Here is a 25845-nt window from a genome sequence, read left to right as displayed (position 1 = left end):
GCTATGCCGCATCAGCCTTTGAACTAGACAGCATCCGCGTAGCACTCGACCACGGAGACGTCCACCGGGAACCGGACCGGGGTGTCGCCGAAGAGCAGCCGCCCGGCCTGGGCCGCGGCCTGGCGTACCGCCGCGGCGACCTGGTCGGCCTGCTCGGCCGGGCAGTGCACCAGGACCTCGTCGTGCTGGAAGAAGACGAGTTCCGGGCCGCGGGGTGACCCGGTCCCGCCCGCGCCGGCGCCGCCCCGACCCGGCCCGGCCTCCGCCGCACCATCCGCGACCAGCCCGGCCGCCGCCGCACCGTCCCGACCCAGCCCAGCCGTCCCCGCCTCGTCCGCGACCAGCCCCGTCGCCCCCGCGACCAGCCCGACATCGGTGACGGGCGGCGCCGCGCCGACCGGATCCGTCCCCAGCTCGGCCAGCCGGTTACGGAGCACCGCCAGCAGGGTCAACGCCCACTCCGCCGCCGTCGCCTGGATCACGAAGTTGCGGGTGAAACGCCCCCGGGCCCGGGCCGCGGCCCGGGCCCGGGGGCCGAACGGGTCGACCTCGGCCGCCTCCAGGACCGACCCCGTCCCGTCCTCCGACTCGCGCACCGTGACGGACGACGGCGGACAGGTACGCCCCAGCCAGGAGCGGACCAGCCCGCCGGCCTCACCCGTCCGGGCCGCCGCCTCGACGTACTCGAAGGCGGTCGGGTAGTTGCGGCGCAGCACCGCCAACGCCGGGATCGCCTCGCCGCCGGTCTGGCCGTACATGGCGCCGAGCAGGGCCAGCTTGGCCCGGGCCCGGTCACCCCCGAAGCTCTCCCGGGCCAGCGCCGCGTAGAGGTCGCCGGAGCCAGCGGCGGCGGCGAGCCGGGTGTCGCCGGAGACCGCCGCCAGCACCCGGGGGTCCAGCTGCCCGGCATCGGCGACCACCAACCGCCACCCCGGGTCGGCCCGGACCGCCCGCCGGATGACCTTCGGGATCTGCAACGCCCCGCCGCCCCGGGTCGCCCACCGGCCGGAGACCACCCCGGCCGGAACGTACTCCGGGCGGAAGCGCCCGTCGGAAACCCACGCCTGCCGCCAGGCCCAGCCGTGGGCGGTCCAGATCCGGTAGAGCTCCTTGTACTCCAGGACCAGCGGCACCGCCGGGTGGTCCACCCCGCGCAGCACCCAGGACCGGGTGTTGGGCAGGTCGTACCCGGCCCGGGCGAAGGCCCGGAGCAGTTCTGCCGGGGACTCCGGATGCAGCTGCCGTACGCCGAACGCCCCGGCGATCCGGCTGGCCAGCTCGGCCAGCCGCCGCGGTGGCCCGCCGACCGGCGACGGTTCGCCGAGCAGCTCGACCAGAAGCGCGTCGTGGACGTCCGCCCGCCACGGCAGCCCGGTCGCCCCCATCTCGACCGCGATCAGCGCGCCGGCCGACTCGGCGGCGACCAGCAGCCGGAAACGTCCCGGGTGCGCGGTCGCGTTGATCCGGATCTGCTGGTCGGCGTAGACCCGGACCAGCGCGTCGAGTCCGGGTGACGGCGGACCCGCGGCCACCTCGAAGAGGGCGCCCTGGTGATCGCCCGGGGGCGCCGCGGCCCGGGGCGGCGGGTCCGCCGGCACCGGGGCACCGGTCAGCCGGGCCCACGCGGCGGGCAGCGTGCGCGGCTCACCCCAGCGGCCGGCGTAGCCGAGCAGCAGCGCCTCGGTCAGTTCGACGTCGTGGCAGCGGTCGACCCGAACCCCGGCCCGGAGCAGCCTCGGATAGATGGCCGCGGTCGAGGCCCACACCCAGCGGGGGTGTTCCCGGCGTTCCCGGGCCGCGATCGCCGCCACCAGGTCCGGGACCCGCTCCGCCGCACCGGCCGGGCGGCCGTCCGGGTGCACCGGCTGGAGCGAGCCGCCGCCCCCGTCCTCCTCCGCGACCACCGCCACCAACACGTCGGCGATTCTGCCCGCACCGGCCGACAGGCCCGCCTCACCGGTGCGGCCGCCCCGCCGGACGCCGCGCTGCCGAGCCGACGGCGTCGGCGATGATGACGCCGAGCAGGACGAGCGCCACGCACCCGGCGACGGCCAGCGGAGGGAGGAAGACCATGCCCGGTGCCATGACGATCAGCACGCCGAGCCCGACCAGCCAGGGCCGGGCGACATGGACGAAGATCTCGTGCCCGAGCAGGGTACGCCCGACGAGAAAGATCGCGGGACCGCCCACGAACGTGGCCACCGAACCTGCGTGGGTGTCGCCGAACGGATGTGTGATGAGCAGTTCGTCGCCGGCGCTGGTGACGACGACGCCGACCACCATGATCAGATGGCCGTACCCGGCCCACGTGGTCTCTCGGGCCGGGTCGGCGGAGCTGGTGATCGCGGTCCCGAGCTTCTCCCGGGCCCGGTAGAAGTAGACCCACCAGAGCAGCACGGTGATGCTGAACGCGACCCCGCCCGCGGCGAGCCGCTCCAGGTCGTACTCGTTGGCGCGAAGCGTCCGGGCGGTGGTGAGCACGGTCTCGCCGAGGGCGATGATCATGAACTGCCGGTACCGCTCGGCCAGGTGCTCACCGGCGGTGTGCCACTCACAGGCGGGCGAGCGACCGATCCACGGGGTGGGCCACCGTATCGAGGGCCCGAGGTAGTCCAGGCCGAGGGCGGCCGGCCAGAGCAGGATCCGCGCCGTACCGTCGACCAGGGCGCCCGCCATCCAGACGAGGCCGGAGAGGCCGAACCAGAAGATCCCACACCGCGGGCGGTTGCGTAGGCGGTGGTGCCGCAGGATCACCGCCAGCACGATGCTGCGGAGCAGGTGGATCCCGGCGTAGGCGGCGGCGAAGATGATGCCCCGTGAGCCGAATGCCTCGGGCATCGCGGTCGCCATGAGGAGACTGCCGAACATGATCGTGATGATCAGCATCTGCACGGCGGGCCGCCGCGAGTCCAGCGTCTCCGTGGTCAGGTTGGTGTACGACCAGACCCACCAGACCGCCAGGAGCAGCAGCAGGGTCCGGTAGGCGCCGAGCGGGTGCAGGTTCTCGATCAACGACTCGGCCAGCCGGGCCAGGATGAAGACGAAGACCAGATCGTAGAAGAGCTCCACCGGGGTGGCCCGCTGCGCCGTGCCCTGGTCACGGATCAGCGCGGAGTGTCTGCCCCTCGTCATCCGCCCGTTCCCGACCCTTCATCGGCCCGCCGGTCCCACCCGGGGGGCCGAGGCGGCGCCCCCACGCCCGACGTCACAGGAGTCGTACCACGGCGTGGTGGTCTCCGGTCGCCGAATCCGCAGGTCGGCCGCGTCGCCGGCCGGGAACCGACCGGCGACGCCAGCGTGCCGGCCCCGGCCGGGCTACTTCAGCGCCCCGGCGGTGAGCCCGGACTGGATCTGCCGCTGGAAGATCGCGTACACGACGATCATCGGCAGGATCGCCATGCTGAGCGCGGCGAAGAGCCCGGCCCAGTCCGCCTCGTAGCCCGCGCTGACCGAGATGTCGGCGATGCCCTGGGTGAGGACCCACTTGTCCTCGTCACCCGCGAGCAGGACCAGCGGGAGCTGGTACTGCGACCACTGCCCGATCACGTTGAAGATCGCGACGCTGATCAGCCCCGGCCGGGCCATCGGGAGCATGACCTGGAAGAACAGCCGGGTGTGCGAGCATCCGTCGATCATGCCGGCCTCGGCGACCGAGGTTGGCAGGGTTTTGAAGAAGGCCGCCAGGAAGAAGACCGTGAACGGCAGCGAGTAGGCGATGTAGACCAGTACCACCCCGGTGTGGGTGTTGAGCAGTCCCAGGTTCTCGACGACCTTGAAGAGCGGCACCAGGGCCAGGAAGACCGGGAACGCCAGGCCGGAGACGAACAGGAAGTAGATGAACCGGTTGCCGATGAACGTGTAGCGGGCCAGCACGTACGCGGCCATCGCACCGAAGAGCATGGTGCCGGCCACGCCGAGCCCCACCACGATGACGCTGTTGACGAAGTAGCGCCCCACCCGGGCCTCGTTCCAGGCCCGACCCCAGTTCTCCCAGCGCAGCTCCGCCGGCATGGTCCAGGGGCTGCTGAAGATCTCGGTGGTGTTCTTGAAGGAGGCCAGGAACGTCCAAAGGATCGGGACGATCACCAGCACCGCCCAGACCGCCAGCGCCACGTGACCCAGGCCGGTGAGGACCCGTACCTCGGACCTGATCCGCCGAAAGCGGGCCCGGCCCGACGTGCTGGCCGGGCCTGCCGCGCTCCCCCGGCCCGCCGCCGGCCGGTCCGTCGTCGTCGTTGTCATCTGCGGCCCCATGTCAGTATTCGACGCTTTCCCGCTTGGACACCCGCAGCGTCAGCGCCGCGAACGTGATGGTCAGGAAGAAGAGCGCGACGCCCATCGCGGAGGCGTAGCCGTACTTGCTGTAGACGAAGGCGTTGCGGTAGATCTCCATCGCCAGCACGGTGGTGGCCCCGTCCGGCCCGCCGCTGTCCACCGAGAGGACCGCGACGATGGCGAAGGCGTCGAAGGCCGCGATCCCGAGATAGACCCAGGCCACCTGGAGGGTGTCCCAGAGCAGCGGGATCGTCACCCGGAAGAACATGGTGATCCGGCTGGCGCCGTCCAGTTCGGCCGCCTCGTAGATCTCCGCCGGGATCGACGCCATGCCCGCCGAGAAGAGCACCACGTAGAAGCCGACCGCCTGCCAGACCAGCACCGCGATGATCGACCAGAGGGCGAGGTTCGGGTTGATCAGGAAGAAGATCGGATCGAGTCCGAGCTTCATCAGCACGCCGTTGATCAGACCGGACTCGTCCGGACGGTAGACCATCTGGAACAGCACCGCGATGATCGCGACCGCGAGCACCTGCGGGAAGAAGAAGACGACCCGGTAGAACCCGGAGCCGCGGACCCCCACGCGCTGCCCGCCCCGGCTGCCGCCGCCGACGTTGAGCATGAAGGCGAAGAACAGCGCGATGGCGATGGTGATCAGCGGCAGGGCAAGCAGGAGTACGCCGTGGTGCCGTACCGCCTTCCAGAACACCTCGTCCGAGAACAGCCGTTCGAAGTTGGCGAAGCCGATCCACCGTGGTGCCCCGATCCCTCGCCACTCCGTCATCGAGAGCCAGAACGCCTGGAGGTACGGCGAGACCACGAAGACCGAGTAGAGCGTCACCGGCACCGCGAGGAAGCCGATCACGAACGGGTACTTGCCCTGCCGCATGATCACTCCGCTCCGGTCGATCAGCGCGTGAACTTCGCGATGCTGCTGTCGTTCTTGATGGCGTCGGCCCGCTTCTGGATCCGCTCCGCCCACTGCTCGGCCGAGGCGCGGCCGAACATCAGCTCGTTGGTCGCGGTCCGGGCCTCAGTGTCCAGCTCCTTGTACCAGTTGTCGAACATCATGTTGAAGACGTTCTGTCCGGCCGCCTTCAGCGCGGCCTGCGAGCTGGCCACCCCGGGCGGGAACTGGTAGCCCTCGCTCCCCGCCGGCACCACGGTGGCGGCGCCGACGGTCTCGGTGAAGCCCCGGGCACCCGCCTTGGAGAGCATCTGCCGCATGTACTCCATGCCGCCGCGCGGGTTCTTGCTCTTCGCCGAGACGAAGTAGCCCTCGCCGGCCGCCGCCCGGATCGCCCCGTGCGGCATCTTGTCGGCCGCGGTGAGGCTCGGCATCGGCATGATCTGGTACTCGAAGCCCGGCGGCGTGTCCTTTTTCTGCTCGTTCTCCAGCCAGTCGCCGCTGGGGTAGAAGGCGAGCTTGTACTGGTTCTGCCGCAGCTGTACGTCGGTGTGCTTGAGCCCCTCGAAGCTCTTGTCCGAGAAGTTCTTGCCGATCTCGGCCCAGGCCCGGGCGGCCTGGATGACCGCGTCGGCCTTCCAGGCGTCGGGCTCCAGGTTGTCGATGTTGCGCAGGATCTCCGGCCCACCGACCTTGGCCGCCTGGGAGAGGATCACGTTCCACATGTAGTACGCCGCGTTCGCCCCGGCGTAGCCGAACGGCGTGATCCCCTTGGACTTGATCTGCTCGCAGAGCGCGGTGAACTGCTCCCAGGTGGTGGGGGCGGTCCACCCGTTCTCCTTGAAGAGCTTGCCGGAGTACCAGATGCCGTAGACGGTCGAGACGTAGTACAGGACGTACGGCTTGCGCTGCCCGTCCGGGGTGTTGAACATGCCCTGCTCGACCACGCCCGGGATGACCGTGTCCCGGACCTTCTTGTTCGGGTCGTCGACCGACGGCGCGTCCCACATCTCGGTCAGGTCCTGAAGCTGGCCGTCGTTGACCAGGGCACCGAAGTCGAGGAACTTCTCGCCGGAGTTGTTGACGAACTCCGGCGGGTTGCCCGAGGCGAACCGCGGCTGCAGCACCGTGGAGACCGCCTGGGTCGACTGGTGGGTGATCTTCGCCTTCGGGAAGGCCTGCTGGTACAGCTTCTCGTGCACGTCGGTGGCGTACTTGTCGCCGTACCCGCCGTTGAAGATGACCACCTCCAGCTCGGCGTCCTCCTTGACCCCGAGCGGGTTCTGCGCGGTCTTCTCGCCGGTGGCCTGCTCGGTGTTGCCGCCGTCGCCGCCGGTCGCGCAGGCGCCGAGGAGCCCGGCTGCCGGGGTGACGAGCAGGCCGGCCGCGGCGGCCCGCCGCAGCACGGTACGGCGGGTGGTGCCCGGCGCGGCCGACGGGGCCGCGGTGCCGGTCGACGGGTACGCCGGCGAGGTGTCGGGGGTTGCGGACATCTTCATCTCCTCAATCGAGAGTCGGGTCGGGCCGGCCCGAGTCCCCGGCCGGCCCGGACCGGCCAGCGGTGCGAAGTGCGTGTCCCAGCGGCGCCGGGACCGGCTCCCGGTCCGGCGTCGGGGACATCGGACCGGAGACGGATGGGGGGAACCTCCGGTCCGACGGTGACGGTCGGCTCCGCCGGCGGGACGCCGGCCCGGCGCGACGGTCGGTGCGCGGTGGCGGCGTCATGGCCGCCCCTCCCTCGCCGCCTTGTGCCCGCCCACGGCCCGGGCCGTCCGCTGGAACGCGGCGTGGGCACGGTCGTGGGTCCGCTGGGCGACGGCGATGTAGAGCACGTCGAGGACGACAAGCTGCGGGTGCCGGGCGGAGAGCGCGTCCGGCCGGAAGGTCGTGGACTGGCTCGCGGTGAGCAGGACGATGTCGGCCAGCTCGGCCAGGGGCGAGCGGGGGAAGCCGGTGAGGGCCACGGTGGTGGCCCCGTGGCTGCCCGCCTCGGCCAGGGTCTCGATGGTCTCGCGGGTCTGGCCGGTGTGGGAGATGCCCAGCGCGACGTCGCCCGGGCGGAGCAGCGCGGCGCCGGAGAGTCCCTCGTGTACGTCCTTCCAGGCCCACGCGGCGACTCCGATGCGGTGCAGGCTGAGCTGCATCTCCTCGCCCACAAGGGCGCTGCCGCTGGCGCCGAAGATGTTCACCCGGCTCGCGCCGGCGATGGCGTCGGCGGCCCGTTCGACCTCGCGCAGGTCGAGCAGGGTGGCGGTGTCGTGCATGGCCCGGGTGTCGGCCGCGATGATTTGGCCGAGCACGCGTTCCAGCGGGTCGGTGGGCTGGATCTCCCGACCGATGTCGACGGTCCAGCCGGCGGTGTGCGCCCGCCCGGTCTCGGCGGCGATGCCGAGCCGGAGGTCGGCGTACCCCTCGAAGCCCATCGCCCGGCAGAACCGGGTGACGGTCGCCGGGGAGGTCCCGCTCCGCTCGGCGAGTTCGACGATGGTCGCCCGGGCCGCGCCGGCCGGATCGCTCAGCACCTGCTCGGCGACGCGTCGGAGGGCGCCGGTGAACTCGGTCAGCCGGGCCCGGACCCGGACCAGCACGCTGTCCGCCGGCGAGAGGCCGGCGGCGGCCCGTAGGTCGCGCCCGGCATCGACCACCGCGGTTCCCGCGGTGGTGTCTACCTCCGGCTCGACCATGAGCCACGCCTTTCGGAAAAGGAAGTTAACTGTTAGTGGTAAAAGTTCTTACTGAAGCCCCCCGCTTGTCAAGACAATGAGTGAAGTTTTCAAACTGTTACCTGGCTCGGCCCCGGCACGGCCTCGACGGATCTTGCCTCCGGCGGTCGGGCCGACCAGCATGGACGCCACATCGAGGCGGACGGGAGGGACCGGATGTCGGAGGCCGTGGTAGTCGGGCTCGACGTCGGCGGTACGTCGACCCGGGCCGCCGTCGTCTCGCTCTCCGGTGAACGGCTGGGCAGCGGACGGGGCGGGGGCGGCAACCCCACCAGCCACGGCGCCGAACGCGCCGCCGAGCAGATCCGGATCGCTCTCGAGGCCGCACTCGCCGGCCTCGACCCGCGGCGGGCCCGGGCAGGCGTCATCGGGCTGGCCGGGATGGGTCGGGTACTCGCCGATCCCGCCAGCCGGGCCGCGTTCGACCGGGCGTGGCGCGACGCCGGGCTCGGCTGCCCGTACGACATGGTCGGGGACGCCCTGGTCGGGTACGCCTCCGGCACCGCCGCGCCGGACGGGACGATCCTGATCGCCGGCACCGGGGCCATCGCCGCCGAGGTCCGCGACCTGACCCTGGGCCGGACCGCCGACGGGTACGGCTGGCTGCTCGGCGACGCCGGCAGCGGCTTCTGGCTCGGCCGGGAGGCGGTCCGGCACACCCTCGTCGGACTCGACGCCGGACAGCCGCCGGACCGGATCGGCACCCGCGTCCTCACCGAACTGCTCGGCTCCACCGAGGTGGCGCCCCGCCCCCGGGACACGGTCGACACGCTCGTCCAGGCGGTGACCCGGCGTCCCGCGGTCGAGCTGGCCCGGCTCGCCCCGCTGGTGCTGGACGCCGCCGGGGCCGGCGACCCGTCGGCGACGGCGATCGTCGCGGAGGCCGCCCGGCTGCTCACCGCGAGCGTGGGCCAGATCCGCCCCGCGGGTGACGCCAGCCCGATCGTGCTCGGCGGCGGACTGCTCACCGGTGCCACCCCGCTCGCCGAGGCGATCCGCCCGGCGCTGGCCGCCCGCTGGCCGGCGGCGCCGCTGCGCCAGGCCGGCGACGGCGCGCTCGCCGCCGCCTGGCTCGCCGCCCGAAGCCTTCCCGAGGTCGGGGACCCGGCGGGGCTGCACCGGCGCCTGCTGGCGTCGAACGCGGTCGCGGGTGCCCAGCCCTGACCACCCGGCGGCGGGGCGGCGCGGGCGTCACCGGGGGCGGACCGGTTCCGGACCTGCTACTTCAGGTGTCCGGCGGTCAGTCCAGCCTGGATCTGGCGTTGGAAGACGACGTAGACGGCCAGCACCGGCAGCATCGCCAGGGTGAGTCCGGCGAACAGCCCACTGAAGTCGCCCTGGTAGCCCTGGCTGATCGCCAGCGCCGCCAACCCCTGGGCGAGCACCCACTTCGACTCGTCCCCCTGCATCAGCACCTGGGGGAGGATGAACTGGTTCCACTGGCTCAGGAAGTTGAAGATGCCGACGCTGATCAGCCCCGGTCGGGCCATCGGCAGCATCACCTGGAAGAAGAGCCGGAAGGGCCCGCACCCGTCGATCAGTCCCGCCTCGGCGACCGAGGTCGGCAGGGTCCGGAAGAACGCGGTGAGGAAGAAGACCGTGAAGGGCAGCGAGTACGCGGCGTAGACGAGGATCAGGCCGGTCCAGGTGTTGAAGAGCCCGACGTCGCGGACCACGAAGAACAGCGGCACCAGGGCCAGGAAGACCGGGAACATCATGCCGCCGACGAAGAGGTAGTAGAGGAACTGCCGGCCCCGGAACTCGAACCGCGCGAAGACGTACGCGGCGGCCGCGCCGAGCAGCATCGTCAGCGTCAACGAGCCGGCGACCACCACGGCGCTGTTGAAGAAGTACTGGCCGATCCGCGCCTCCGTCCAGGCCCGGGCCCAGTTCTCGAAGCGCAGCGCGCCGGGCAGGCCCCACGGGTCGGAGAGGATCTCCGCGTCGCTCTTGAACGAGCCTATGACGACCCAGAGCAGCGGCAGCGTGGTCAGCAGCGCCCAGAGCACCAGGAAGGCGTGCGAGAAGGCGTTGAGCAGGCCGAGTTCCCGGCGCGGTGCCCGGTCGCCCTTCCGGCGGGGGTCGGTGGCCGACGCGGCCGGCGCGGCCGACCCGACCGGCGAGGAGGTGTCGACGGTGGTCATCAGTACTCGATTCGCTCACGCCGGGCGGCGCGCAGGGCCAGCACCGCCACCGACAGGGTCAGGAAGAACATCACCACGCCGATCGCGGAGGCGTACCCGAACTTGGTCTCGCTGCCGAACGCGGTGTTGTACATCCGCAGGCCGATCACGTCGGACGAGTGGTTCGGACCGCCGTCGGTCATCTGCTGGACCAGGATGAAGCCGTCCAGCGCGGCGATGGCGAGGTAGATCCAGGCCACCTGGACGGTGTCCCAGAGCAGCGGGATGGTGACCCGGGTCAGGGTCGTCCACCGCGAGGAGCCGTCGAGCAGCGCCGCCTCGTAGATGTCCCGGGGGATGGACTGCATCGCCGCGCCGAAGAGGACCACGTAGAAGCCGACGTTGCTCCACACCATCACCGCCAGTACGGCCCAGAAGGCGGTCCGGGGATCGCCGAGCCAGGTCGGCGTGGGCAGGCCCAGCGCGCGCAGCGCACCGTTGAGCAGGCCGTTGTTCGGGTTGTAGACCTCCTTCCAGACGTAGGCGATGATCACCACCGAGAGGACCTGGGGGAAGAAGTAGACCAGGCGGTAGACGGAGCTGCCCCGAACGCCGACCACCCCGGCGGTGCCGCGCCGGCCGCCCATGTTGAGCATGGTGGCGAAGAAGAGGCCGAGCGCGATCGTGAGGATCGGCAGCAGGATCAGCAGGATCAGGTTGTTCTTGACCGCGTTCCAGAGGTACTCGTCGCGGAGCAGGGTGGCGAAGTTCTCCAGCCCCACGAAGTTGGCGCTCGACGAGTATCCGAGCCAGTCGGTGGTGGAGATCTGGAAGGCCTGCAGGTACGGCGAGATCACGAAGATGCCGTACAGCAGCAGCGGCGGCACCAGGAAGGTGATGATCAGCGGGTACTTGCCATGTTTCACGAGAACGACATCCTGCCCACTCCACGCGGGAAGCCGTGTCCCGCGACAACCGGTCGTTGGGGGCCGGCCCGGCCGGCCGACCCCCGACGACGTGACCCGACTACGCGCGCCGGTACTTCTTGATGCTGCTGTCGGCGGCGATCTGGTCGGCGCCCTTCTGGCACGCGTCCAGGAACTCCGCCGGGGTGCTCCGGCCGCTGAAGAACTCGCCGCAGGCGGCGTCGACCAGTTCGCGCTCCAGCTTCCGGTAGTAGTTGTTGTAGACCCAGTTGAACCCGTTGGCGCCGGAGGCCTCCAGCGCCTTGACCACGCTGGAGAGCCCGAACGGCAGCTCGATGCCCTGGGTGGAGTTGGCGACCACGGTCAGGCTGGAGACCTTCCGGGTGAAGTCCTGCGCACCCTTCATGGAGAGCATGGTGCGGAAGTACTCCAGCCCACCGGCGCGGTTCTTGGCCTTGGCCGGGACCATGAACGGCTCGCCGGCGGTGCCGCGGATCGCCTCGAACGGCAGCTTGTCGCCGCTGCTCAGGCTGGGCGTCGGCGCCACCGACATGTTGAAGCCGGGGGGCGTGACGTTCTTCTGCTCGCTCTCCAGCCAGGAGCCGCAGGAGATGAAGGCGGCCTTGCCCTGGCACCACGCGGTCTGGGACTGGATGTGGTCGAGGCCGGGCGACCCCTCGAGGATGAAGCCGTCCTTGACGATCTGGTACCACGCGTCCGCCGCCGCCTTCATCGCCTCGGACTTCCAGGCGTTCGGCTCCAGGTTGTCGATGGCCTTGGCGACGTCCAGGCCGCCGAGCTTCACCGCCGTGGAGAGAACCGGCCAGCTCATGTAGCGGGGGTGCTTGCCGGCGTACGTCCAGGGCGCGATCCCGGCCTTCTTGATCTCCCGGCAGAGCGCGATGTGCTCGTCCCAGGTCTTCGGGTACTCCCACCCACGGTCGGCGAAGAGCTTCGTGGAGTACCAGATGCCGTAGACGGTGTAGGTGTAGTTGAGGACCAGGAACTTGCCGTCGTAGGAGCCGACGTCGACCGCGCCGGGGAGCAGGGTCTCCCGCACGGTCTTGCCGGGCACGTCGAGGCTCGGCGCGTCCAGCAGCTCGCCGAGGTCGGCGAGGGCGTTCTGCGAGACCAGGCCGTTGAAGTCGATCTGCCCGGCCCCGGAGTTGTTCACCACATCCGGCGGGGTGCCGTCCACGAAGCGCGGCTGCAGGGTCTTGTTGATCTCCTGCGTCGCCGAGTGCTTGATCTCGGCCTTCGGGTACCGCTCCTTGTACATCGCCTCGTGGGCCTTGGCATACTCTTCGCCGAAGCCACCGTTGAAGATGACGACCTCGAGCGGGGCATCCTCCTTCACCCCGAGCGGGTTCTCCGCGGTCTTGGTCCCCACGTAGGTCTCGCCGCCGCTATCCTCCTCGTCGCCGCCGCCGAGGGCACAGCCGGTCAGCAGACCGGCGGCGGGGGTCGCCAGGAGGCCGGCCGCCGCCGTACGACGCAGAATGTCACGCCTATTCATCGCTTCTCCTCGGTTCCGGCCCGGGTGGACGCCGTGACCGGTGGGGTCGGCGCCCGCCATCGAGGCAGGGGTCATCGGGCTAGTAACGGTGTGCTCGTGTCGAGGTTGCTTGTCTTCACTTAACCGAAAGTTACTGAAGGATTCTTACGGAAGTGGGTGCCCGCAGCAAGACCCGGCGGCCGAACCGTTACGGACCGGCAATCCACCGGTCGCTACGTGGCGGGCGCGGGTTCGCCGACGAGGCCGGTTACCGAATTGCACACCGACGACCCCGGCCGGGTCGATAGCCTGACGCCATGCGCCGCCTGCGGGAGCTCGCCGGCCGCACGCCCGCCCGACGGGAACGCTACGTCGATCTGCTCCGCGCGGTGGCGATCACGATGGTGGTCCTCGGCCACTGGCTGATCGCCGTCCTCGACCACGACCCGGCCGGACGGCTGCGCGGCCACAACGCCCTGGAGGAGTTGGTCTGGGCGCGCCCCGGCACGTGGCTGTTCCAGGTCCTGCCGCTGTTCTTCCTGGTCGGGGGCTACGCCAACGCCGCCTCGCTCGACTCGTACCGCGCCCGCGGCGCCGGGGCGGGCGAGTGGCTACGCGACCGCAGCGGCCGACTGATCCGCCCCACCACCGCGCTGCTGGTCCTGCTCGCCGGTGTCGCCCTGCTGGCCCGGCTGCTCGGCGCCGAGCCGACCCAGGTCCGCACCGTCGTCTGGTACGCCACGATCCCGCTCTGGTTCCTCTCCGCGTACCTCTGCGTGGTGCTGCTCGCCCCGGTGACGTACGCCCTGCACCGGCGGTTCGGCCTGGCGGTGCCGGTGGTGCTGCTCGGGCTGGTCACCCTCGGTGACCTGGGTCGACTGCTCGCGCAGGGCTGGCTGTCGTACGGCAACTACCTCTTCGGCTGGCTCGCCATGCACCAGGTGGGGTTCGCCTGGCGGACCGGGGCGCTGCCGATGCGCCCCCGGGTCGGGATGCCGCTGCTGGTGGTCGGCCTGGTCGCCCTGCCGCTGCTGACCCTGGTCGGTCCCTACCCGACCAGCATGATCAACCAGCCGGACCAGCGCATCCAGAACATGTCGCCGCCCAGCCTCGCCCTGCTCGCCCTGGCCACCGCCCAGCTCGGCCTGATCGTGCTGCTCCACGGCCCCGTCGAACGGTGGCTGCACCGGCCCCGCCCGTGGACCGTGGTGGTCGGGCTGAACACCGTGGTGCTGACCATCTTCCTCTGGCACCTCACCGCGGTGATCCTGCTGGCCGGGGCCTTGGACGCGCTCGGTGCCCTCCCCACCCCACCCGTGGGGAGTACGGCCTGGTGGCTCTGGCGGATCGCCTGGCTGGCCATGCTCACCGTCGTCCTCGCGGCGCTGGTCGCGGCCTTCGGCCGGATCGAGCTGCGCGCCGCCCGCCGTGCCGAACGCCGCCCCGGATGGCTCCCGGCCGCCGTCGCCCACACCCTCGCCCGGCCGGGGCCCCGGCTGCTGCTGATCGTGCTCGGCTTCGGCGCGACCGCGGCCGGACTCTTCGGCAACAGCGTGGCCCCGAAGGAGGGCGCCGGCTACCCGCTCGGCCTGCCGACCGGCGCCCTCGCCGCGTACGTCGCCGGCGCCGCCCTGCTCCGACTGCTCCGCGCGGTACCGGCCGCGCCGCCGGGCTGAGCGGGCGGCCGAACCAGACAAACTCCCCCAGCCCCGACCCGCGCCGCCGGACCGGTGGACTACTATTGCCTGTGCGCAACGGACAGCTCCGGCGGATGGAGTCCTTTTCCTTCCCCTCCCGCTCGATCGATCCGGCCACCGGCGAGGTCACCCTCGACTACGCGCTGACCGGCCCGGACGGCGAGCTGCGGTTCACCGAGACAGTCACCCTTCCGGTCCCCAGCGCCCCGCCCACGCCGCAGGCCCGCGAAACCCTCGACCGGGTGCTGGAGCTGCTGCACCTCGCCGCCGGGGTCAGCTACTACAAGGCCGCGGCACCGCCGCGGCTGCTGCTGCCGGCGCCACTGGGCGAGGCCGCCACCGCGCTGGTCACCGCCCTCTACACCAAGGGACTCGCCGAGTACGCCTACCGCAACGACCTGCCGCACGTCCTGGAGCTGGTCCCCACCGTGCCACCGGGCCGGCCGGCCGAGCCCGCGGCCGTGGACACCTCCGACCGGCGGCCGCTCTCGGCCGTCGGCGGCGGCAAGGACTCGATCGTCAGCCTGGAGGCGCTGCGCCGGGCCGGGTTCGACCCGGTGCCGTTCTCGGTCAACCCCAACCACATCATCACCTCGGTCTTCGACGCGTCGGGGCTCACCCCGCTGGCCGCCCGGCGCCGCATCGACCCGGCGCTGCTCGAGCTGAACGCGGCCGGGGCCCGTAACGGGCACGTACCGGTCACCGCGATCAACTCGCTGATCGCGGTCGCCACCGCCGTCCTGCACGGGCTCGGCCCGGTCGTGATGTCGAACGAGCGGTCCGCCTCCGACCCGAACCTGGTCTGGAACGGTCACGAGGTGAACCACCAGTGGTCGAAGGGTGTCGAGGCCGAGGGGCTGCTGCGGGCGGCGCTGGCCGGGCACGCCGGGCTGACCGAGCCGTACTTCTCGCTGCTGCGCCCCCTCTCCGAGCTGCACATCGCCCGACTGTTCGCCCGGTTCACCCGGTACGACGCCGTGGTGACCAGCTGCAACGCCGCGTTCAAGCTGCGCGATCCGAGCGCCCGCTGGTGCGGCGACTGCCCGAAGTGCCGGTTCATCTTCCTGGCCCTGGCGCCGTTCATGCCCCGCGAGCGGCTGGTACGGATCTTCGGCACCGACCTGCTCGCCGACCCGGCCCAGACCCCGGGCTACCTCGAACTGCTCGGCCTGGAGGCACACAAGCCGTTCGAGTGCGTCGGCGAGGTGGAGGAGTCGGTGGTCGCGCTCGGACTGGTCGCCGAGCACCCCGACTGGCGGGACGCGGCGGTCGTGCAGACCCTCCGCGCGGCCATCCCGACCGAGGCGTGGCAGGCGGCACGCTCCTCCGACGTCTTCACCCCGTCCGGTCCGCACTTCGTCCCGCCGGCCTACGCCAAGGCGGTCACCGCGATCTCCTGACCACCCTCGCCGCCGGCGTCGGCGGACCGCGCGGGGAGCGTCGCCGCGGTGGGGCCGCTCAGCCGTCCCGCACGGCGTCCAGGGCGAGCAGGGCGACGTGCAGCGAGAGGCAGTCGTCGACCGAGTCCAGGTCGACCCCGAGAATCCGCCCGATCCGGGCCAGCCGTTCGTAGAACGCCGGGCGGGACAGGTGGGCCGCGGCGGCCGCCGCCGACTTGTTCCGCCCGTTCTCCAGGTAGGCGCGGAGCGTGCCGAGGAGCTGTTCCCGGGGGTGTTCGGCGTCGTACGCCAGCAGCGGGCCGAGTTCCCGCTCGACGAAGGTCTGCAGCCTCGGCTCGTCCCGGAGCAGGTGCAGCAGGCCGGCGAGCCCCACCTGCGGCAGCCGGAAGACCTTCAGGTCACGCCGGCCGCGGCGGGCCGCGTCGGCGACCTGACGGGCCTCGATCAGGGAGCGACGCGCCTCCCGGAGGGTGCCGACCCCCGAGCCGGCCGCCACGATCACCCCACCGGGGCGGGGCGCGGGGGTGCGTACCCCGGTCGCCGGGTCGTCGCGGCCGCCCGACGCGGTGCCCGGGCCGTCACGTCCTCCGGCCACCGCGTCCCCGCCCTCGCGGACCCGGTCCAACGCGGTCGCGAAGGCGGTTAACGCCGGCTCCTCCTCGGCGGCGCCGCGCAGCGCCAGCAGCACCCCCACCGCCTGGTCGTCCAGCGTGCTCGACAATCCGGTCAGCCCGGCGTCCCGCAGCGCCTGGCTGACCGCCTCGGCCAGGTCGCGGAGCCGGGCCTGGCCGACCGCGGACGCCCCCGGATCGTCGGCCCGATAGCGGACGACGACGCCGACCAGGTGCCGCCGGTCCAGCGGTACGCCAAGGGCACGCGCCCGCAGCGCCACCTCGTCCACCGGCCTCGCGTGGTCGAGCAGCGCGGTGAGGAGATTGCGGTGGATCTGCCGCTCCAGCCCCTCCGCGTCGCGCCGGATGAGCCGACCCAGCGCCAGGGTGGAGGCGGCCCGCTCCAGCAGGATGGTGAGCCGGGTCGGCGGGGTCCCGGCGCCCGTCGAGAGGTCACCCGGCCAGCGCAGCAGCAACCGCCCCCAGTCCTGCCCCCGGGCGCCGACCATGGTCACCAGCCAGCCCGCGTCCGGGTCGTACGCCGTCCGCCCGGTCTGCCGGATCCGCCGGGAGTGCTGCTCCCAGCCCCGTAGCAGCAGTTCCGCGTTCTGCCCGGCGGTGGCGTACCCGAGCACCTGCCGAGACAGGTTCTCCAGCACCACCGGGCAGCCGGCCAGCTCGGCCGCCTGCCGGACCACCTCCGCCGGCTCGGCGCCCTCCACCGACAGCTCGGTGAAGCGCTGGTGGATCTCCTCGGTGGCCCGCAGTTCGGTGAGCTGAGCGTCGACGATCAGCGCGTGCACCGCCTCGGTGATCGGGACGAACGGGGTGACCCGGTGCAGTTCCACCAGCGGCAGGCCGCACCGCTCCGCCGCCACCACCATGCTCCGCGGCACCGCACCCCGGTACCGCCGGCCCAGCTCGACCAGGAGCCCGGAGACGCCGGCGTCGGCCAGCTCGTCGATGAACGCGCGCAGGCCGGCGTCGTCGGCGGGGAGCCCGATCCCGGTGGTGAGAACCAACTCGCCACCGCTGAGCAGCGCGGCGATGTCCGGCACCTCGGCGGCGTGCACCCACCGGACCAGCCGGTCGAGCCCGGCCTCCCCGGCGACCACCCGAGGCCCGCCGTGCCGGACCGGATCGAGCGCGAGCACCTCACGCACGGTCGGAAACACGCGCACGACGGTACCGCCCCGGTGAGCCGCCCCGGCACGTCCGCCGTCCGTGCCCCGCACCTACACCGGGTCGTCCCGGCCCAGCTCCCAGAAGGCGACGGCGGCGGCCGCCGCCACGTTCAGCGAGTCCACCCCGCGACGCATCGGGATCGCCACCCGGGCGTCGGCCGCGGTGAGCGCGGACCGGGACAGCCCCGGCCCCTCCGCGCCGAGCAGCAGCGCGGCCCGGGCCCGCTGGGCCGGGGGGAGTCGCTGGATCGGCAGCGCATCCGCGGCCGGGGTCAACGCCAGCACCGTGAACCCGGCCGCCCGGACCAGCTCCAGGCCGCCCGGCCAGGGCTCCAGCCGGGCGTACGGCACCGCGAAGACCTCGCCCATGCTGACCCGTACGCTGCGCCGGTAGAGCGGGTCGGCGCACGAGGGCGAGAGAAGCACGCCGTCGACCCCGAGCGCGGCCGCGCCCCGAAATATCGCGCCGAGGTTGGTGTGGTTGTTGACGTCCTCCAGCACCGCCACCCGGCGGGCCCCGGCCAGCACCTCGGTCGGGGTCGGCAGCTCCCGCCGGTGGAACGACGCGAGAACGCCCCGGTGCACGTGGAAACCGGTCGCCCGCTCGAGGACGGCGGGACTGGCGGCGTAGACCGGGGCACCCCCGGTCGCCACGCCGGCGAGCTGGTCGACCCGCTTGCGGTCGACCAGGAAGGAGCGCGGCCGGTAGCCGGCCCGGAGCGCCCGACGCAGCACCAGTTCGCCCTCGGCGATGAAGAGCCCGTGCGGGGGTTCCCACCGGGTACGCAGCTCGACGTCGGTCAGCGCCCGGTAGTCGCCGATCCGTGGGTCGTCCGGGTCGGTGATTTCCTCGACGCCACCCGCGTCCACGTCGGCGGAGACCGTGGCGGTGCGGAGGGCGGACGGAGCGCCCGGATCGTCGGGCGAGGCGCCCCGATCGTCGGACGGGGAGGCCGGTAGGTCGGGCACGCCGCTGATTCTCTCCCGCCCCCGGTCGGCGCTCGCGGGCGGGGACGGGCGGAGCACCGGTCCGGGCGGAGCACCGCAGGCTGTGCCGGCCGCGGCGGGCATCACCGCGAGCCGCGCCGGCCGCCGCGGGCGGAGCACCACGGGCCACGCCCGTCGCGTCTGTCGGCGCGCCGGACGGTGCTCCGGGACGTCGGGCTCGGGGGCGAACGCCGGTCAGGAGGTGGCGGGCTGGGGGGCGACGACCGGCAGTCCGTCGCCGGCGGGGACATGGGCGGCCACGGCGTCCGGGTTGCTCGCCCGGGTCAGCGCCGCGCGGCCCACCCTCGGCACCAGACGCCCGGCCCGCCACGCCACCCCGATCCCGGCGGCGAGCACGAGGAACGCGCCGAGGCTGTGCAGGGCCGCCGCGACCATCCCGCCCAGGCCGAGCATCGGGGCCGCGACCATCACGAGGACGCCGTCGGCCTGGGTGAAGATCCCCGACCGGAACAGGGCCAGCCCGGTCAGCCCCCAGCCGAGGGTGTAGAGCGTGGCGCCGACGACGGCGACGACCCGGCCGGCGGTCCCGTAGGGCGCGGACTGCTCCGGCAGGCCGCCGAACGGGAGCAGCAGCATCGCGCCCGCGACGCCGATCACCAGCCCGGCGACGGCAACGACCCGGGTCCGGGCGGCGACCAGCAGCCCGGCGACCGCGGAGGCGGCGACGACGCCCAGCCAGATCGCGGTGACCCAGCCGAGCAGGTGCGGCAGCCGGGCCTGGGTCCGGAAGGGGGCGTCCCCCGCGCCGACCAGCGTCACCGATCCGTACACGACGGCGTACGCCGGGAGGATCCAGACGGCCCGCCGGGCGATGCGCCGTACGGACCAGGCCCAGGTCGCGTCGCTGGCCGGCCGGCCCGGCGTCCGCTCGTGTGTGAAGCGGAGCACGGCGAACCCCCCGTACGGCCACCGCCCCGAGACCGGGTCGACCTTGTAGCCGATCGCCCTTCCGGTGCCGTCCGGGGCCGACGCCGCTCGCCGCGCCCGGGCCGCCCCGGGTGGGCGTCGCGTGGCGAACTCCTCCGGATCGCTCGGACGGTTCGAGGGGTGCAACACGCGCCGTCACCTCGCCTGGCTGCTCTCGCGGGTGGGCGCGGACGCCGACCGTACGACGCCCCGGCTCTGGTCACCACCCGTCGCCTAGGACCGATGGTGTCAGGTGCCGGGGCGCGCCGGACGCCCTTCGGCGATACGCCCCGCCGTGCGTCGCCGGTCCGGTTTCCGGTCGGATCAGGCGTGGTCCGGGGTACGGCTCTCCACAGTGGAGTCGCCGACGAGGCTGGCCGGCGAGATCGGCTCGGGCGCCGGCAGTTGCTGCGGTCCCGATCCGGAGCTCGCCTGCGCCTCGGCGGTGCGTACCTCGTCGGTGACCTCCTGGGCCGCCGCGGCCGCGGCCTCGGCCGCCTCCGCCGCCTCCCGCGCGACGGCACCGGAGTCGACCGAGGGGTGCGGCTCGTCGCCGACCATCTGGCCCAGCCCGCCGAGTGCGCCGCCGAGCCCCTCGAGCGCCTTGGTCAGCTCGGCCGGCACGATCCAGACCTTGTTCGCCTGCCCGTTCGCGATCTGCGGAAGCGCCTGCAGGTACTGGTAGGCGAGCACCTTCTGACTCGGGTTGGCCTGGTGGATGGCGTCGAAGACGGTCCGGATCGCCTTGGCCTGCCCCTCCGCCTGGAGGATCCGGGCCTGCCGCTCACCGTCGGCGCGCAGCACCGCGGCCTGCTTCTCACCCTCGGCGGTCAGGATCTGCGCCTGCTTGTGCCCCTCGGCGTTCAGGATCGCGGCCCGCCGATCCCGCTCGGCCCGCATCTGCTTCTCCATCGAGTCCCGGATGCTGGGCGGCGGCTCGATCGCCTTGATCTCAACCCGGGTCACCTTGATGCCCCAGCGTCCGGTCGTCTCGTCGAGGACCCCGGAGAGGTGACGGTTGATCTCCTCCCGGCTGGTCAGCGCCCGCTCCAGGTCGAGCGAACCGATCACGTTCCGCAGGGTGGTCACGGTCAGCTGCTCGATCGCCTGGAGGAAGTCGGAGATCTCGTACGTCGCCTGCACGGCGTTGACGACCTTGAAGTAGAGCACGGTGTCGATCGACACGACGAGGTTGTCGGAGGTGATCACCGGCTGGGGCGGGAAGTTGACCACCCGCTCCCGCATGTCCACCTTCTCGCGGACCGAGTCGATGAACGGCACCAGCAGGTTGAGCCCGGGCGTGAGGGTGCGGTGGTACCGCCCCAGCCGTTCGACCACGTCCTCGCGCTGCTGGGGCACGATCCGCACCGCCCGGATCAGGGTGATCACCGCGATCAGGGCCACGGCGCCCACCAGCAGACCGATCACGTTAGTCACACCGCTCACCTCTCGGTATCCCGTCTCTCACTCGTCGCGAACTCGTCCCGCCAGACCAGGGCGGTCACGCCCCTGACCTCGACCACGCGGACCCGCTCCCCGGGCGCCAGCACCTGGCTGGCATCGTAGGAGCGCGCCGTCCAGATCTCCCCGTCGATCTTGACAACCCCGCGCTCGGCGTCGACCCGCTCCAGCACCACCGCCGTACTGCCGACGATCGCCTGTACCCCGAAGGCCTGCTCCTCCGCGGTCAGCGCCGGCCGCCGGTGACGCTGGATGGCCGGCCGGGCGAAGAGCAGGGTGAGCGCGGAGACCACCGCGAAGACCACCGCCTGTACCGGCACCGGGGCCCCCAGCGCCGCCGCCCCGGCCGCCGCGAACGCCCCGATCCCGAGCATGATGAGAAAGAGCGTCGTCGTGAAGATCTCCGCCACGGCGAGGACGACGCCCAACACGATCCACAGGAGCGGCTCCACGCGTCGATCGTCGCACGGTCGCGCACGTCGCCACCACTCGTGAAGATCGCCACGGGTACGATCGCGACGGCGTGACCGTCCCGGCGCTCCCTCCGACGGATGGCTCCGGCGACCGGCCGCCCACGGCCCGGCCGCGGGCCTGACCGGCCGACCGACCGGGCTCGCCCCCCGGAATCGGGTAAGGCGCCCATACTCGCCCCGAGGAGGCACGACGTGGCCCCGTCGTCGACGGAACCCCACCCCCTGCTGCCGGAGACCGTCCGGCGGATCGACACGCTCGTCGCGCAGGCCCAGGCCGACGGCCGGGCCCCGTCGCTGATCATCGGCGTACTGCGCGGCGGCCGGCTGATCCACGTCGCCACCGCCGGCGAGACCCCCGTACCGGACCCCGACCTCCAGTACCGGATCGGCTCCATCAGCAAGACGATGACCGCCGTGCTCCTGCTGCGGCAGCGGGACGAGGGCCGGCTCGACCTCGACGATCCGCTCGAGCGGCACCTGCCCGGCACCCCGCTCGGTACGCTCCGGCTGCGCCAGCTGCTCAGCCACGTCGGCGGCCTCCAGCGTGAGCCCGACGGAGACTGGTGGGAGCGGTCCGCCGGGTCCGATCTGGACACCCTGCTGGCCGGGCTCACCCCGGACAAGCTGGCCCATCCGCCGCACCACACCTTCCACTACTCGAACCTCGCGTACGGGCTGCTCGGGGCGGTACTGGAACGGGTCACCGGGCAGCCGTGGTGGGAGCTCGTCCGGGAGCGGCTGCTCGAGCCACTGGGAATGACCCGCACCTCCTACCAGGCGACCGAGCCGTTCGCCCGGGGCTACGTCGTCCACCCCTGGCACGGGACCCTCCGGGAGGAGCCGCGGACCGACACGGGAGCGATGGCCCCGGCCGGCCAGCTCTGGGCCAGCACCCGTGACCTGGCCCGCTGGGCCGCGTTCCTCGCCGACCCGGACCCGCGGGTGCTGGCCCCCGCGACCCTCGCCGAGATGTGCACCCCGGCGGCCATCGCCGACCTGGACTCCTGGACCGCCGGCTACGGCCTCGGCCTGGAGCTGCACCGCGTCGGCGACCGCGTGTACGTCGGTCACGGCGGCTCGATGCCCGGTTACGTGGCGACCCTCTCGGTACACCGGCCCTCCGGAACCGGCGTCGTCGGCTTCGCCAACGCGTACGGCTTCCGTACCGGGGCGCTCTCCCCGCTGGGCCGGCAGGTGCTCACCACGGTGCTCGACCTGGAGCCCGCTCCCGCCGTTCGGCCGTGGCGTCCGGCCGCCGCACCGCCGCCACCGGAGATCGCCGAACTCACCGGCCGGTGGTGGTGGATGGGCCGGGAGCTGGAGGTGAGCTGGGACCCGGAGACCGACGAGCTGGTCTGGACACCGTTGATCCCTCCCGGCGCCGTACCCTGGCGGTTCGGCCGGGACGCCACCGGCCGGTGGCGCGGCCGATCGGGGATGAACGACGGCGAGGTGCTCACGGCCCGCCGGGACGCGACGGGTGCGGTCACCGCACTGGACATCGCCACCTTCGTCTTCACCCGGGATCCCGACGGGGACTGAGTGGGGCTGTCCACGCGCGACCACCTCGTCCGGCCGGCGGTCCCCGCCGACCTGGACGCCGTCGCCCAGATCTACGCCCACTACGTCACCACCAGCGTGGTCACCTTCGACGAGGTCGCCCCGACCGTCGACCACTGGCGACAGCGGCTCGACGACCTGACCGGGCGCGGGTTGCCGTTCCTGGTGGCGACGGTCCACGGCGACGTCGCCGGCTACGCCTACGCCGGGCCGTACCGGCCCAAGCCGGCGTACCGGCACACGGTCGAGGACTCGATCTACCTCGCGCCCGACCGCACCGGACTCGGGCTGGGGCGGGCTCTGCTCGGCGCCCTGCTACCGGCCTGCGCGGCGGCCGGGGCCCGGCAGATGGTGGCGGTCATCGCCGACAGCGGCAGCGACGCCTCGCCAGCCCTGCACCGGCGCTTCGGCTTCGTCGAGGTCGGCCGCCTCGTCGCCGTCGGCCACAAGCACGGACGCTGGGTCGACACCGTGCTGATGCAGCGCGCGCTGACCGACGGGCCGATCGACTGACACCTCGCGACCTCGACCTTCGCCACCTCCGCGCGCAATCGCCCCGCGCCGGGCGGGGCGGCTCAGGACGGCTCGGTCACGAAGTCGATCAGCCGCTCCATCGCGTTGATCAGCGGGGTTTCCACGTCGTGGAAACTGTCCACCCGGGACAGGATCCGCCGCCACAGCTCGGCCGGCTCGGCCACCCCGAGCGCGGCGCAGACCCCCTCCTTCCACGGCCGTCCCGGCGGCACCACGGGCCACGCCGGGATCCCGACCGCGGCGGGCTTCACCGCCTGCCACACGTCGACGTACGGGTGGCCGGTGACCAGGACGTACGGCGAGGTGACCGCGGTTACGATCCGACTCTCCTTCGACCCGTCGACCAGGTGGTCGACCAGGACGCCCAGCCGTCGCCCGGGGCCGGGTCCGAACTCCCGAATCCGTTCGGCGAGCGTGTCGACGCCGTCCAGCGGCTCCACCACCACGCCCTCGATCCGCAGGTCGTCGCCCCAGATCCGCTCCACCAGGGCGGCGTCGTGCACCCCCTCGACCCAGATCCGGCTGGCCCGGGCGACCCGCGCCCGTACCCCGTCCACCGCGACGGAGCCGGAGGCGGTGCGGCGTCGCCGGGCCGCCGGCGCGGGTCTGGGCGCCGGCCGACGCAGGGTCACCGGCTTGCCGTCGAGCAGGAACGCGGCCGGCAGCAGCGGAAAGTGCCGCCGCCGGCCGTGCCGGTCCTCCAGCACCACCGCACCGGCCTCGAAACCCACCACCGCGCCGCAGAAGCCCGAGTCGGCGTCCTCCACCACCAGATCGAGCTCGGCCTCCACCTCGGGTACGACCGTGCGCCGTCGCCAGTTCCCGGCGAGCACGTCGTCGCCGTACATCCGTGCCATGAAGGGCGACGGTAGTGCACCGTTGGCGATTGGTGACGCCAGCACGCCGCCACACCGGCACCCGAGACAGAGCCGGATCGAGCACGTACCCTAGCCGCATGTCCCCCGCAACGGGCGCGGCGACCCTGGCGGCTCGCCGCTCGAGCCGCTTCGTGGCCTGGGTACGCGCCTGGCGTGCCGGCCTGGTGCCGTACGACGAGGTCGCCGACGAGATCGAGCACGGCGAGGAGCACCTCGTCGCCGACGCTCCCGGCACCTGGACCGACGTGCCACTGCGCGAGGCGCTCGCCGCCTTCTCCAAGCTCTCGCCCGACGAGATCCGGCTGGTGCTGCCCGCTCCCGGCGACCCGCGCGGGCTGCCCGGCCCCGGCCCGTTCACGGCCGCGGCGCTCCTCGCCGGCGAGGCGGTGGTGGCCCGCGGCCTGGGAGTGATCCCGGAGGTCCGCACGCACACCTCCGGCTCCGGGATGACCTTCGAGACGGTCCTCTGGCGGGTCTACCCGCTGCCGGAGGATGCCCCGGCCGCCTCGCTGGGCGGTCCCGGCGCCGCCGAGGCGGAGGCGGAGCTCGCGACCACCCTCGCCACGGCGACCGCCGCACTGACCCGGCTCGACGTCGCCCAGTGGCGTCCGGAACTGGCCGGCGCCCTCGCCGCGCTACGCCGGCCGGACAGCGCCATCGACCTGCCGCCCGGCTTCGATCCGCGGGCCCGGCGGCTGTTCGCCCGGGCGAGCGTACTGGACCAGGTCCTCGCCCTGGCCGAGCACGTCGCCCCGGGCGGCGCGGTGAACGCCTACGAGGCGCAGCAGCGCGACGCGGCGCTGCGTCCGCTCACCGCCGCCTGCCGGCGGGCAATCGTCGCGGCCTGCAACGCGCCGCTCTCGTCCTAGCCCTGCAACGCGCCCGCCGCGCTCGCCCCCCCCGGGCCTACACAACGCGCCGCTCGCCCGGCCTGGGCATGCGCCGCTCTCACCCCGGGCCTGTCCAACGCGCCACGCTCGCCCTGGCGGCGCGGGGCAACCGGCCGCCGTGCCGGCCCGGTTTCCACCCGGGTGTGCCTGCCCGCGTGCTTCCCCGGTGACGTCACCCGGTGCCCTGGGTGTGCCGTCGTCCACCCCGGCTCACCGTGGCGCGGCCGTGGTCGCGCTCGGTCGAGGCCGTACCGGTGGCGGCCCGCTGGCGCCGTTGCTTCTCGGACTTCTCGATCGAGACCCCCTGCCGGCCCCGGGCGCCGCTGCCCGCGTGGCCGCGGATCCGGGCCGACTCGCTCCGGTTCGGGTTCCTCCCGGTATGGCCGCCCATCACAGGCTCCTTTCCGATCGCGTACCCGACCTCAGCCGGGTCGGACCCGCTTGCGGCCGAGGCCGACCCGCCGGCCGTGTCGGCTGCGGATCCGGACTCCCCTGATGCCCCGGGTCACCGCGCTCACGCTGCGCGTCGTGTGCCGGCCGCCCCGCTCGGTACGGAGCGGGCGCTTGCGCCCCGCCTTGGTGGCCTTCCGGCCCAGGAGTACGCCGACCTGCGCCGCGAACTCCTCGGCCCGACGGGCGAACGCGAGCCGTCGGCGTTTCGTCCGGTTCCGTCCTGACCTCAGCCGCTCCGGGATTCCGTTGCTCCTCGTGCCGCGCCGCATCGGCACCACCTCCCCGCCGCCGACTTCCCCGCCCCGCGGCGGGCAATCCCGCCCGACGCCGCCGGGACCCGG

At 72.9% G+C, this 25845-nt stretch carries 23 protein-coding genes; 6 read left to right on the top strand and 17 right to left on the bottom strand.

Annotation, left to right across the window (positions count from 1 at the left end; all coding sequences use genetic code 11):
* Positions 1-23 precede the first annotated feature (23 nt).
* The 6 genes from EF879_RS20215 to EF879_RS20190 all read right to left on the bottom strand — a co-directional run bounded on the left by EF879_RS20215 (position 24) and on the right by EF879_RS20190 (position 7866).
* On the bottom strand, positions 24-1946 hold the full coding sequence (locus EF879_RS20215) for a bifunctional 3'-5' exonuclease/DNA polymerase (protein WP_123560950.1): 1923 nt from the start codon (positions 1944-1946) through the stop codon (positions 24-26).
* Positions 1947-1953: 7 nt separating this feature from the next.
* A complete protein-coding gene (locus EF879_RS20210) occupies positions 1954-3132 on the bottom strand; it encodes a low temperature requirement protein A (RefSeq protein ID WP_123560948.1) in 1179 nt (392 codons plus the stop codon).
* Between the two features lie 183 nt (positions 3133-3315).
* Positions 3316-4242: a carbohydrate ABC transporter permease gene (locus tag EF879_RS20205; protein ID WP_123561284.1), complete on the bottom strand. Its 927-nt coding sequence runs from the start codon at positions 4240-4242 to the stop codon at positions 3316-3318.
* Positions 4243-4255: 13 nt separating this feature from the next.
* Positions 4256-5164: a carbohydrate ABC transporter permease gene (locus tag EF879_RS20200; RefSeq protein ID WP_123561282.1), complete on the bottom strand. Its 909-nt coding sequence runs from the start codon at positions 5162-5164 to the stop codon at positions 4256-4258.
* A gap of 20 nt (positions 5165-5184) precedes the next feature.
* The gene (gene ngcE / locus EF879_RS20195; protein WP_123561280.1) at positions 5185-6675 is read right to left on the bottom strand and encodes an N-acetylglucosamine/diacetylchitobiose ABC transporter substrate-binding protein; all 1491 of its coding nucleotides are present in this window, start codon (positions 6673-6675) and stop codon (positions 5185-5187) included.
* A gap of 228 nt (positions 6676-6903) precedes the next feature.
* Positions 6904-7866, bottom strand: coding sequence for a MurR/RpiR family transcriptional regulator (locus tag EF879_RS20190; protein WP_123560946.1), 963 nt, complete (start codon positions 7864-7866; stop codon positions 6904-6906).
* Positions 7867-8061: 195 nt separating this feature from the next.
* Here EF879_RS20190 and EF879_RS20185 point away from each other — a divergent pair, with 195 nt between their 5' ends.
* Complete coding sequence (locus tag EF879_RS20185; RefSeq protein ID WP_123560943.1) at positions 8062-9069, top strand: N-acetylglucosamine kinase; 1008 nt, start codon at positions 8062-8064, stop codon at positions 9067-9069.
* 56 nt (positions 9070-9125) lie between these two features.
* Here the strand turns inward: EF879_RS20185 and EF879_RS20180 are convergent, their stop codons facing one another.
* The 3 genes from EF879_RS20180 to ngcE (EF879_RS20170) all read right to left on the bottom strand — a co-directional run bounded on the left by EF879_RS20180 (position 9126) and on the right by ngcE (EF879_RS20170) (position 12470).
* A complete protein-coding gene (locus EF879_RS20180) occupies positions 9126-10052 on the bottom strand; it encodes a carbohydrate ABC transporter permease (protein ID WP_370375536.1) in 927 nt (308 codons plus the stop codon).
* Positions 10049-10954, bottom strand: a complete 906-nt coding sequence (locus tag EF879_RS20175) for a carbohydrate ABC transporter permease (protein ID WP_123560939.1) — start codon at positions 10952-10954, stop codon at positions 10049-10051. The genes EF879_RS20180 and EF879_RS20175 overlap by 4 nt, the downstream gene beginning before the upstream one ends.
* A 100-nt stretch (positions 10955-11054) precedes the next feature.
* Positions 11055-12470: an N-acetylglucosamine/diacetylchitobiose ABC transporter substrate-binding protein gene (gene ngcE / locus EF879_RS20170; protein WP_123560937.1), complete on the bottom strand. Its 1416-nt coding sequence runs from the start codon at positions 12468-12470 to the stop codon at positions 11055-11057.
* Between the two features lie 296 nt (positions 12471-12766).
* Between ngcE (EF879_RS20170) and EF879_RS20165 the strand changes: the two genes are divergently transcribed.
* Entirely contained in the window at positions 12767-14125 is a 1359-nt protein-coding gene (locus EF879_RS20165) for an acyltransferase (RefSeq protein WP_123560935.1), read from the top strand.
* A 71-nt stretch (positions 14126-14196) separates the two neighbouring features.
* The gene (locus EF879_RS20160; RefSeq protein ID WP_123560934.1) at positions 14197-15546 is read left to right on the top strand and encodes a hypothetical protein; all 1350 of its coding nucleotides are present in this window, start codon (positions 14197-14199) and stop codon (positions 15544-15546) included.
* Positions 15547-15604: 58 nt separating this feature from the next.
* Here the strand turns inward: EF879_RS20160 and EF879_RS20155 are convergent, their stop codons facing one another.
* The 5 genes from EF879_RS20155 to EF879_RS20135 form a co-directional block, all read right to left on the bottom strand.
* On the bottom strand, positions 15605-17332 hold the full coding sequence (locus EF879_RS20155) for a PucR family transcriptional regulator ligand-binding domain-containing protein (RefSeq protein WP_123561278.1): 1728 nt from the start codon (positions 17330-17332) through the stop codon (positions 15605-15607).
* A 60-nt stretch (positions 17333-17392) separates the two neighbouring features.
* Positions 17393-18211 carry an RNA methyltransferase gene (locus EF879_RS20150; RefSeq protein WP_123561276.1) on the bottom strand — a complete coding sequence of 273 codons (819 nt, stop codon included), beginning with the start codon at positions 18209-18211 and terminating at the stop codon, positions 17393-17395.
* A 312-nt stretch (positions 18212-18523) separates the two neighbouring features.
* The gene (locus tag EF879_RS20145) at positions 18524-19405 is read right to left on the bottom strand and encodes a hypothetical protein (protein WP_233604613.1); all 882 of its coding nucleotides are present in this window, start codon (positions 19403-19405) and stop codon (positions 18524-18526) included.
* Between the two features lie 174 nt (positions 19406-19579).
* The gene (locus EF879_RS20140) at positions 19580-20692 is read right to left on the bottom strand and encodes an SPFH domain-containing protein (protein WP_123561272.1); all 1113 of its coding nucleotides are present in this window, start codon (positions 20690-20692) and stop codon (positions 19580-19582) included.
* A 5-nt stretch (positions 20693-20697) separates the two neighbouring features.
* Positions 20698-21168 (bottom strand): NfeD family protein, encoded by a 471-nt coding sequence (locus tag EF879_RS20135; protein ID WP_123560933.1) that lies wholly within the window; start codon positions 21166-21168, stop codon positions 20698-20700.
* A gap of 213 nt (positions 21169-21381) precedes the next feature.
* Here EF879_RS20135 and EF879_RS20130 point away from each other — a divergent pair, with 213 nt between their 5' ends.
* On the top strand, positions 21382-22731 hold the full coding sequence (locus tag EF879_RS20130) for a serine hydrolase (protein WP_233604612.1): 1350 nt from the start codon (positions 21382-21384) through the stop codon (positions 22729-22731).
* Positions 22732-23262 (top strand): GNAT family N-acetyltransferase, encoded by a 531-nt coding sequence (locus tag EF879_RS20125; protein WP_199736532.1) that lies wholly within the window; start codon positions 22732-22734, stop codon positions 23260-23262.
* 62 nt (positions 23263-23324) lie between these two features.
* Here the strand turns inward: EF879_RS20125 and EF879_RS20120 are convergent, their stop codons facing one another.
* On the bottom strand, positions 23325-24140 hold the full coding sequence (locus EF879_RS20120) for a DUF3097 domain-containing protein (RefSeq protein ID WP_123560931.1): 816 nt from the start codon (positions 24138-24140) through the stop codon (positions 23325-23327).
* A 98-nt stretch (positions 24141-24238) separates the two neighbouring features.
* Between EF879_RS20120 and EF879_RS20115 the strand changes: the two genes are divergently transcribed.
* On the top strand, positions 24239-25030 hold the full coding sequence (locus EF879_RS20115; protein WP_123560930.1) for a hypothetical protein: 792 nt from the start codon (positions 24239-24241) through the stop codon (positions 25028-25030).
* Positions 25031-25223: 193 nt separating this feature from the next.
* Here EF879_RS20115 and EF879_RS20110 read toward each other — a convergent pair whose 3' ends face one another.
* Together EF879_RS20110 and EF879_RS20105 are read right to left on the bottom strand one after the other, a co-directional pair.
* A complete protein-coding gene (locus tag EF879_RS20110; RefSeq protein WP_123560929.1) occupies positions 25224-25442 on the bottom strand; it encodes a hypothetical protein in 219 nt (72 codons plus the stop codon).
* 31 nt (positions 25443-25473) lie between these two features.
* Positions 25474-25773, bottom strand: coding sequence for a hypothetical protein (locus EF879_RS20105; protein WP_148086489.1), 300 nt, complete (start codon positions 25771-25773; stop codon positions 25474-25476).
* Between the last annotated feature and the right edge of the window lie 72 nt (positions 25774-25845).

Source organism: Micromonospora sp. HM5-17 (assembly GCF_003762835.1).
Taxonomy (GTDB): domain Bacteria; phylum Actinomycetota; class Actinomycetes; order Mycobacteriales; family Micromonosporaceae; genus Plantactinospora.
Note: the sequence above shows the minus strand (reverse complement) of the source record. Positions and strands in the feature narration are given on the sequence as shown.

Coding starts and splice junctions, on each gene's coding strand:
- ngcE (WP_123561280.1), bottom strand. CDS start 6,675: ATGTCCGCAACCCCCGACACCTCGCCGGCGTACCCGTCGACCGGCACC.
- EF879_RS20115 (WP_123560930.1), top strand. CDS start 24,239: ATGTCCCCCGCAACGGGCGCGGCGACCCTGGCGGCTCGCCGCTCGAGC.
- EF879_RS20120 (WP_123560931.1), bottom strand. CDS start 24,140: ATGGCACGGATGTACGGCGACGACGTGCTCGCCGGGAACTGGCGACGG.
- EF879_RS20190 (WP_123560946.1), bottom strand. CDS start 7,866: ATGGTCGAGCCGGAGGTAGACACCACCGCGGGAACCGCGGTGGTCGAT.
- EF879_RS20205 (WP_123561284.1), bottom strand. CDS start 4,242: ATGACAACGACGACGACGGACCGGCCGGCGGCGGGCCGGGGGAGCGCG.
- ngcE (WP_123560937.1), bottom strand. CDS start 12,470: ATGAATAGGCGTGACATTCTGCGTCGTACGGCGGCGGCCGGCCTCCTG.
- EF879_RS20185 (WP_123560943.1), top strand. CDS start 8,062: ATGTCGGAGGCCGTGGTAGTCGGGCTCGACGTCGGCGGTACGTCGACC.
- EF879_RS20110 (WP_123560929.1), bottom strand. CDS start 25,442: ATGGGCGGCCATACCGGGAGGAACCCGAACCGGAGCGAGTCGGCCCGG.
- EF879_RS20105 (WP_148086489.1), bottom strand. CDS start 25,773: ATGCGGCGCGGCACGAGGAGCAACGGAATCCCGGAGCGGCTGAGGTCA.
- EF879_RS20210 (WP_123560948.1), bottom strand. CDS start 3,132: ATGACGAGGGGCAGACACTCCGCGCTGATCCGTGACCAGGGCACGGCG.
- EF879_RS20200 (WP_123561282.1), bottom strand. CDS start 5,164: ATGCGGCAGGGCAAGTACCCGTTCGTGATCGGCTTCCTCGCGGTGCCG.
- EF879_RS20165 (WP_123560935.1), top strand. CDS start 12,767: ATGCGCCGCCTGCGGGAGCTCGCCGGCCGCACGCCCGCCCGACGGGAA.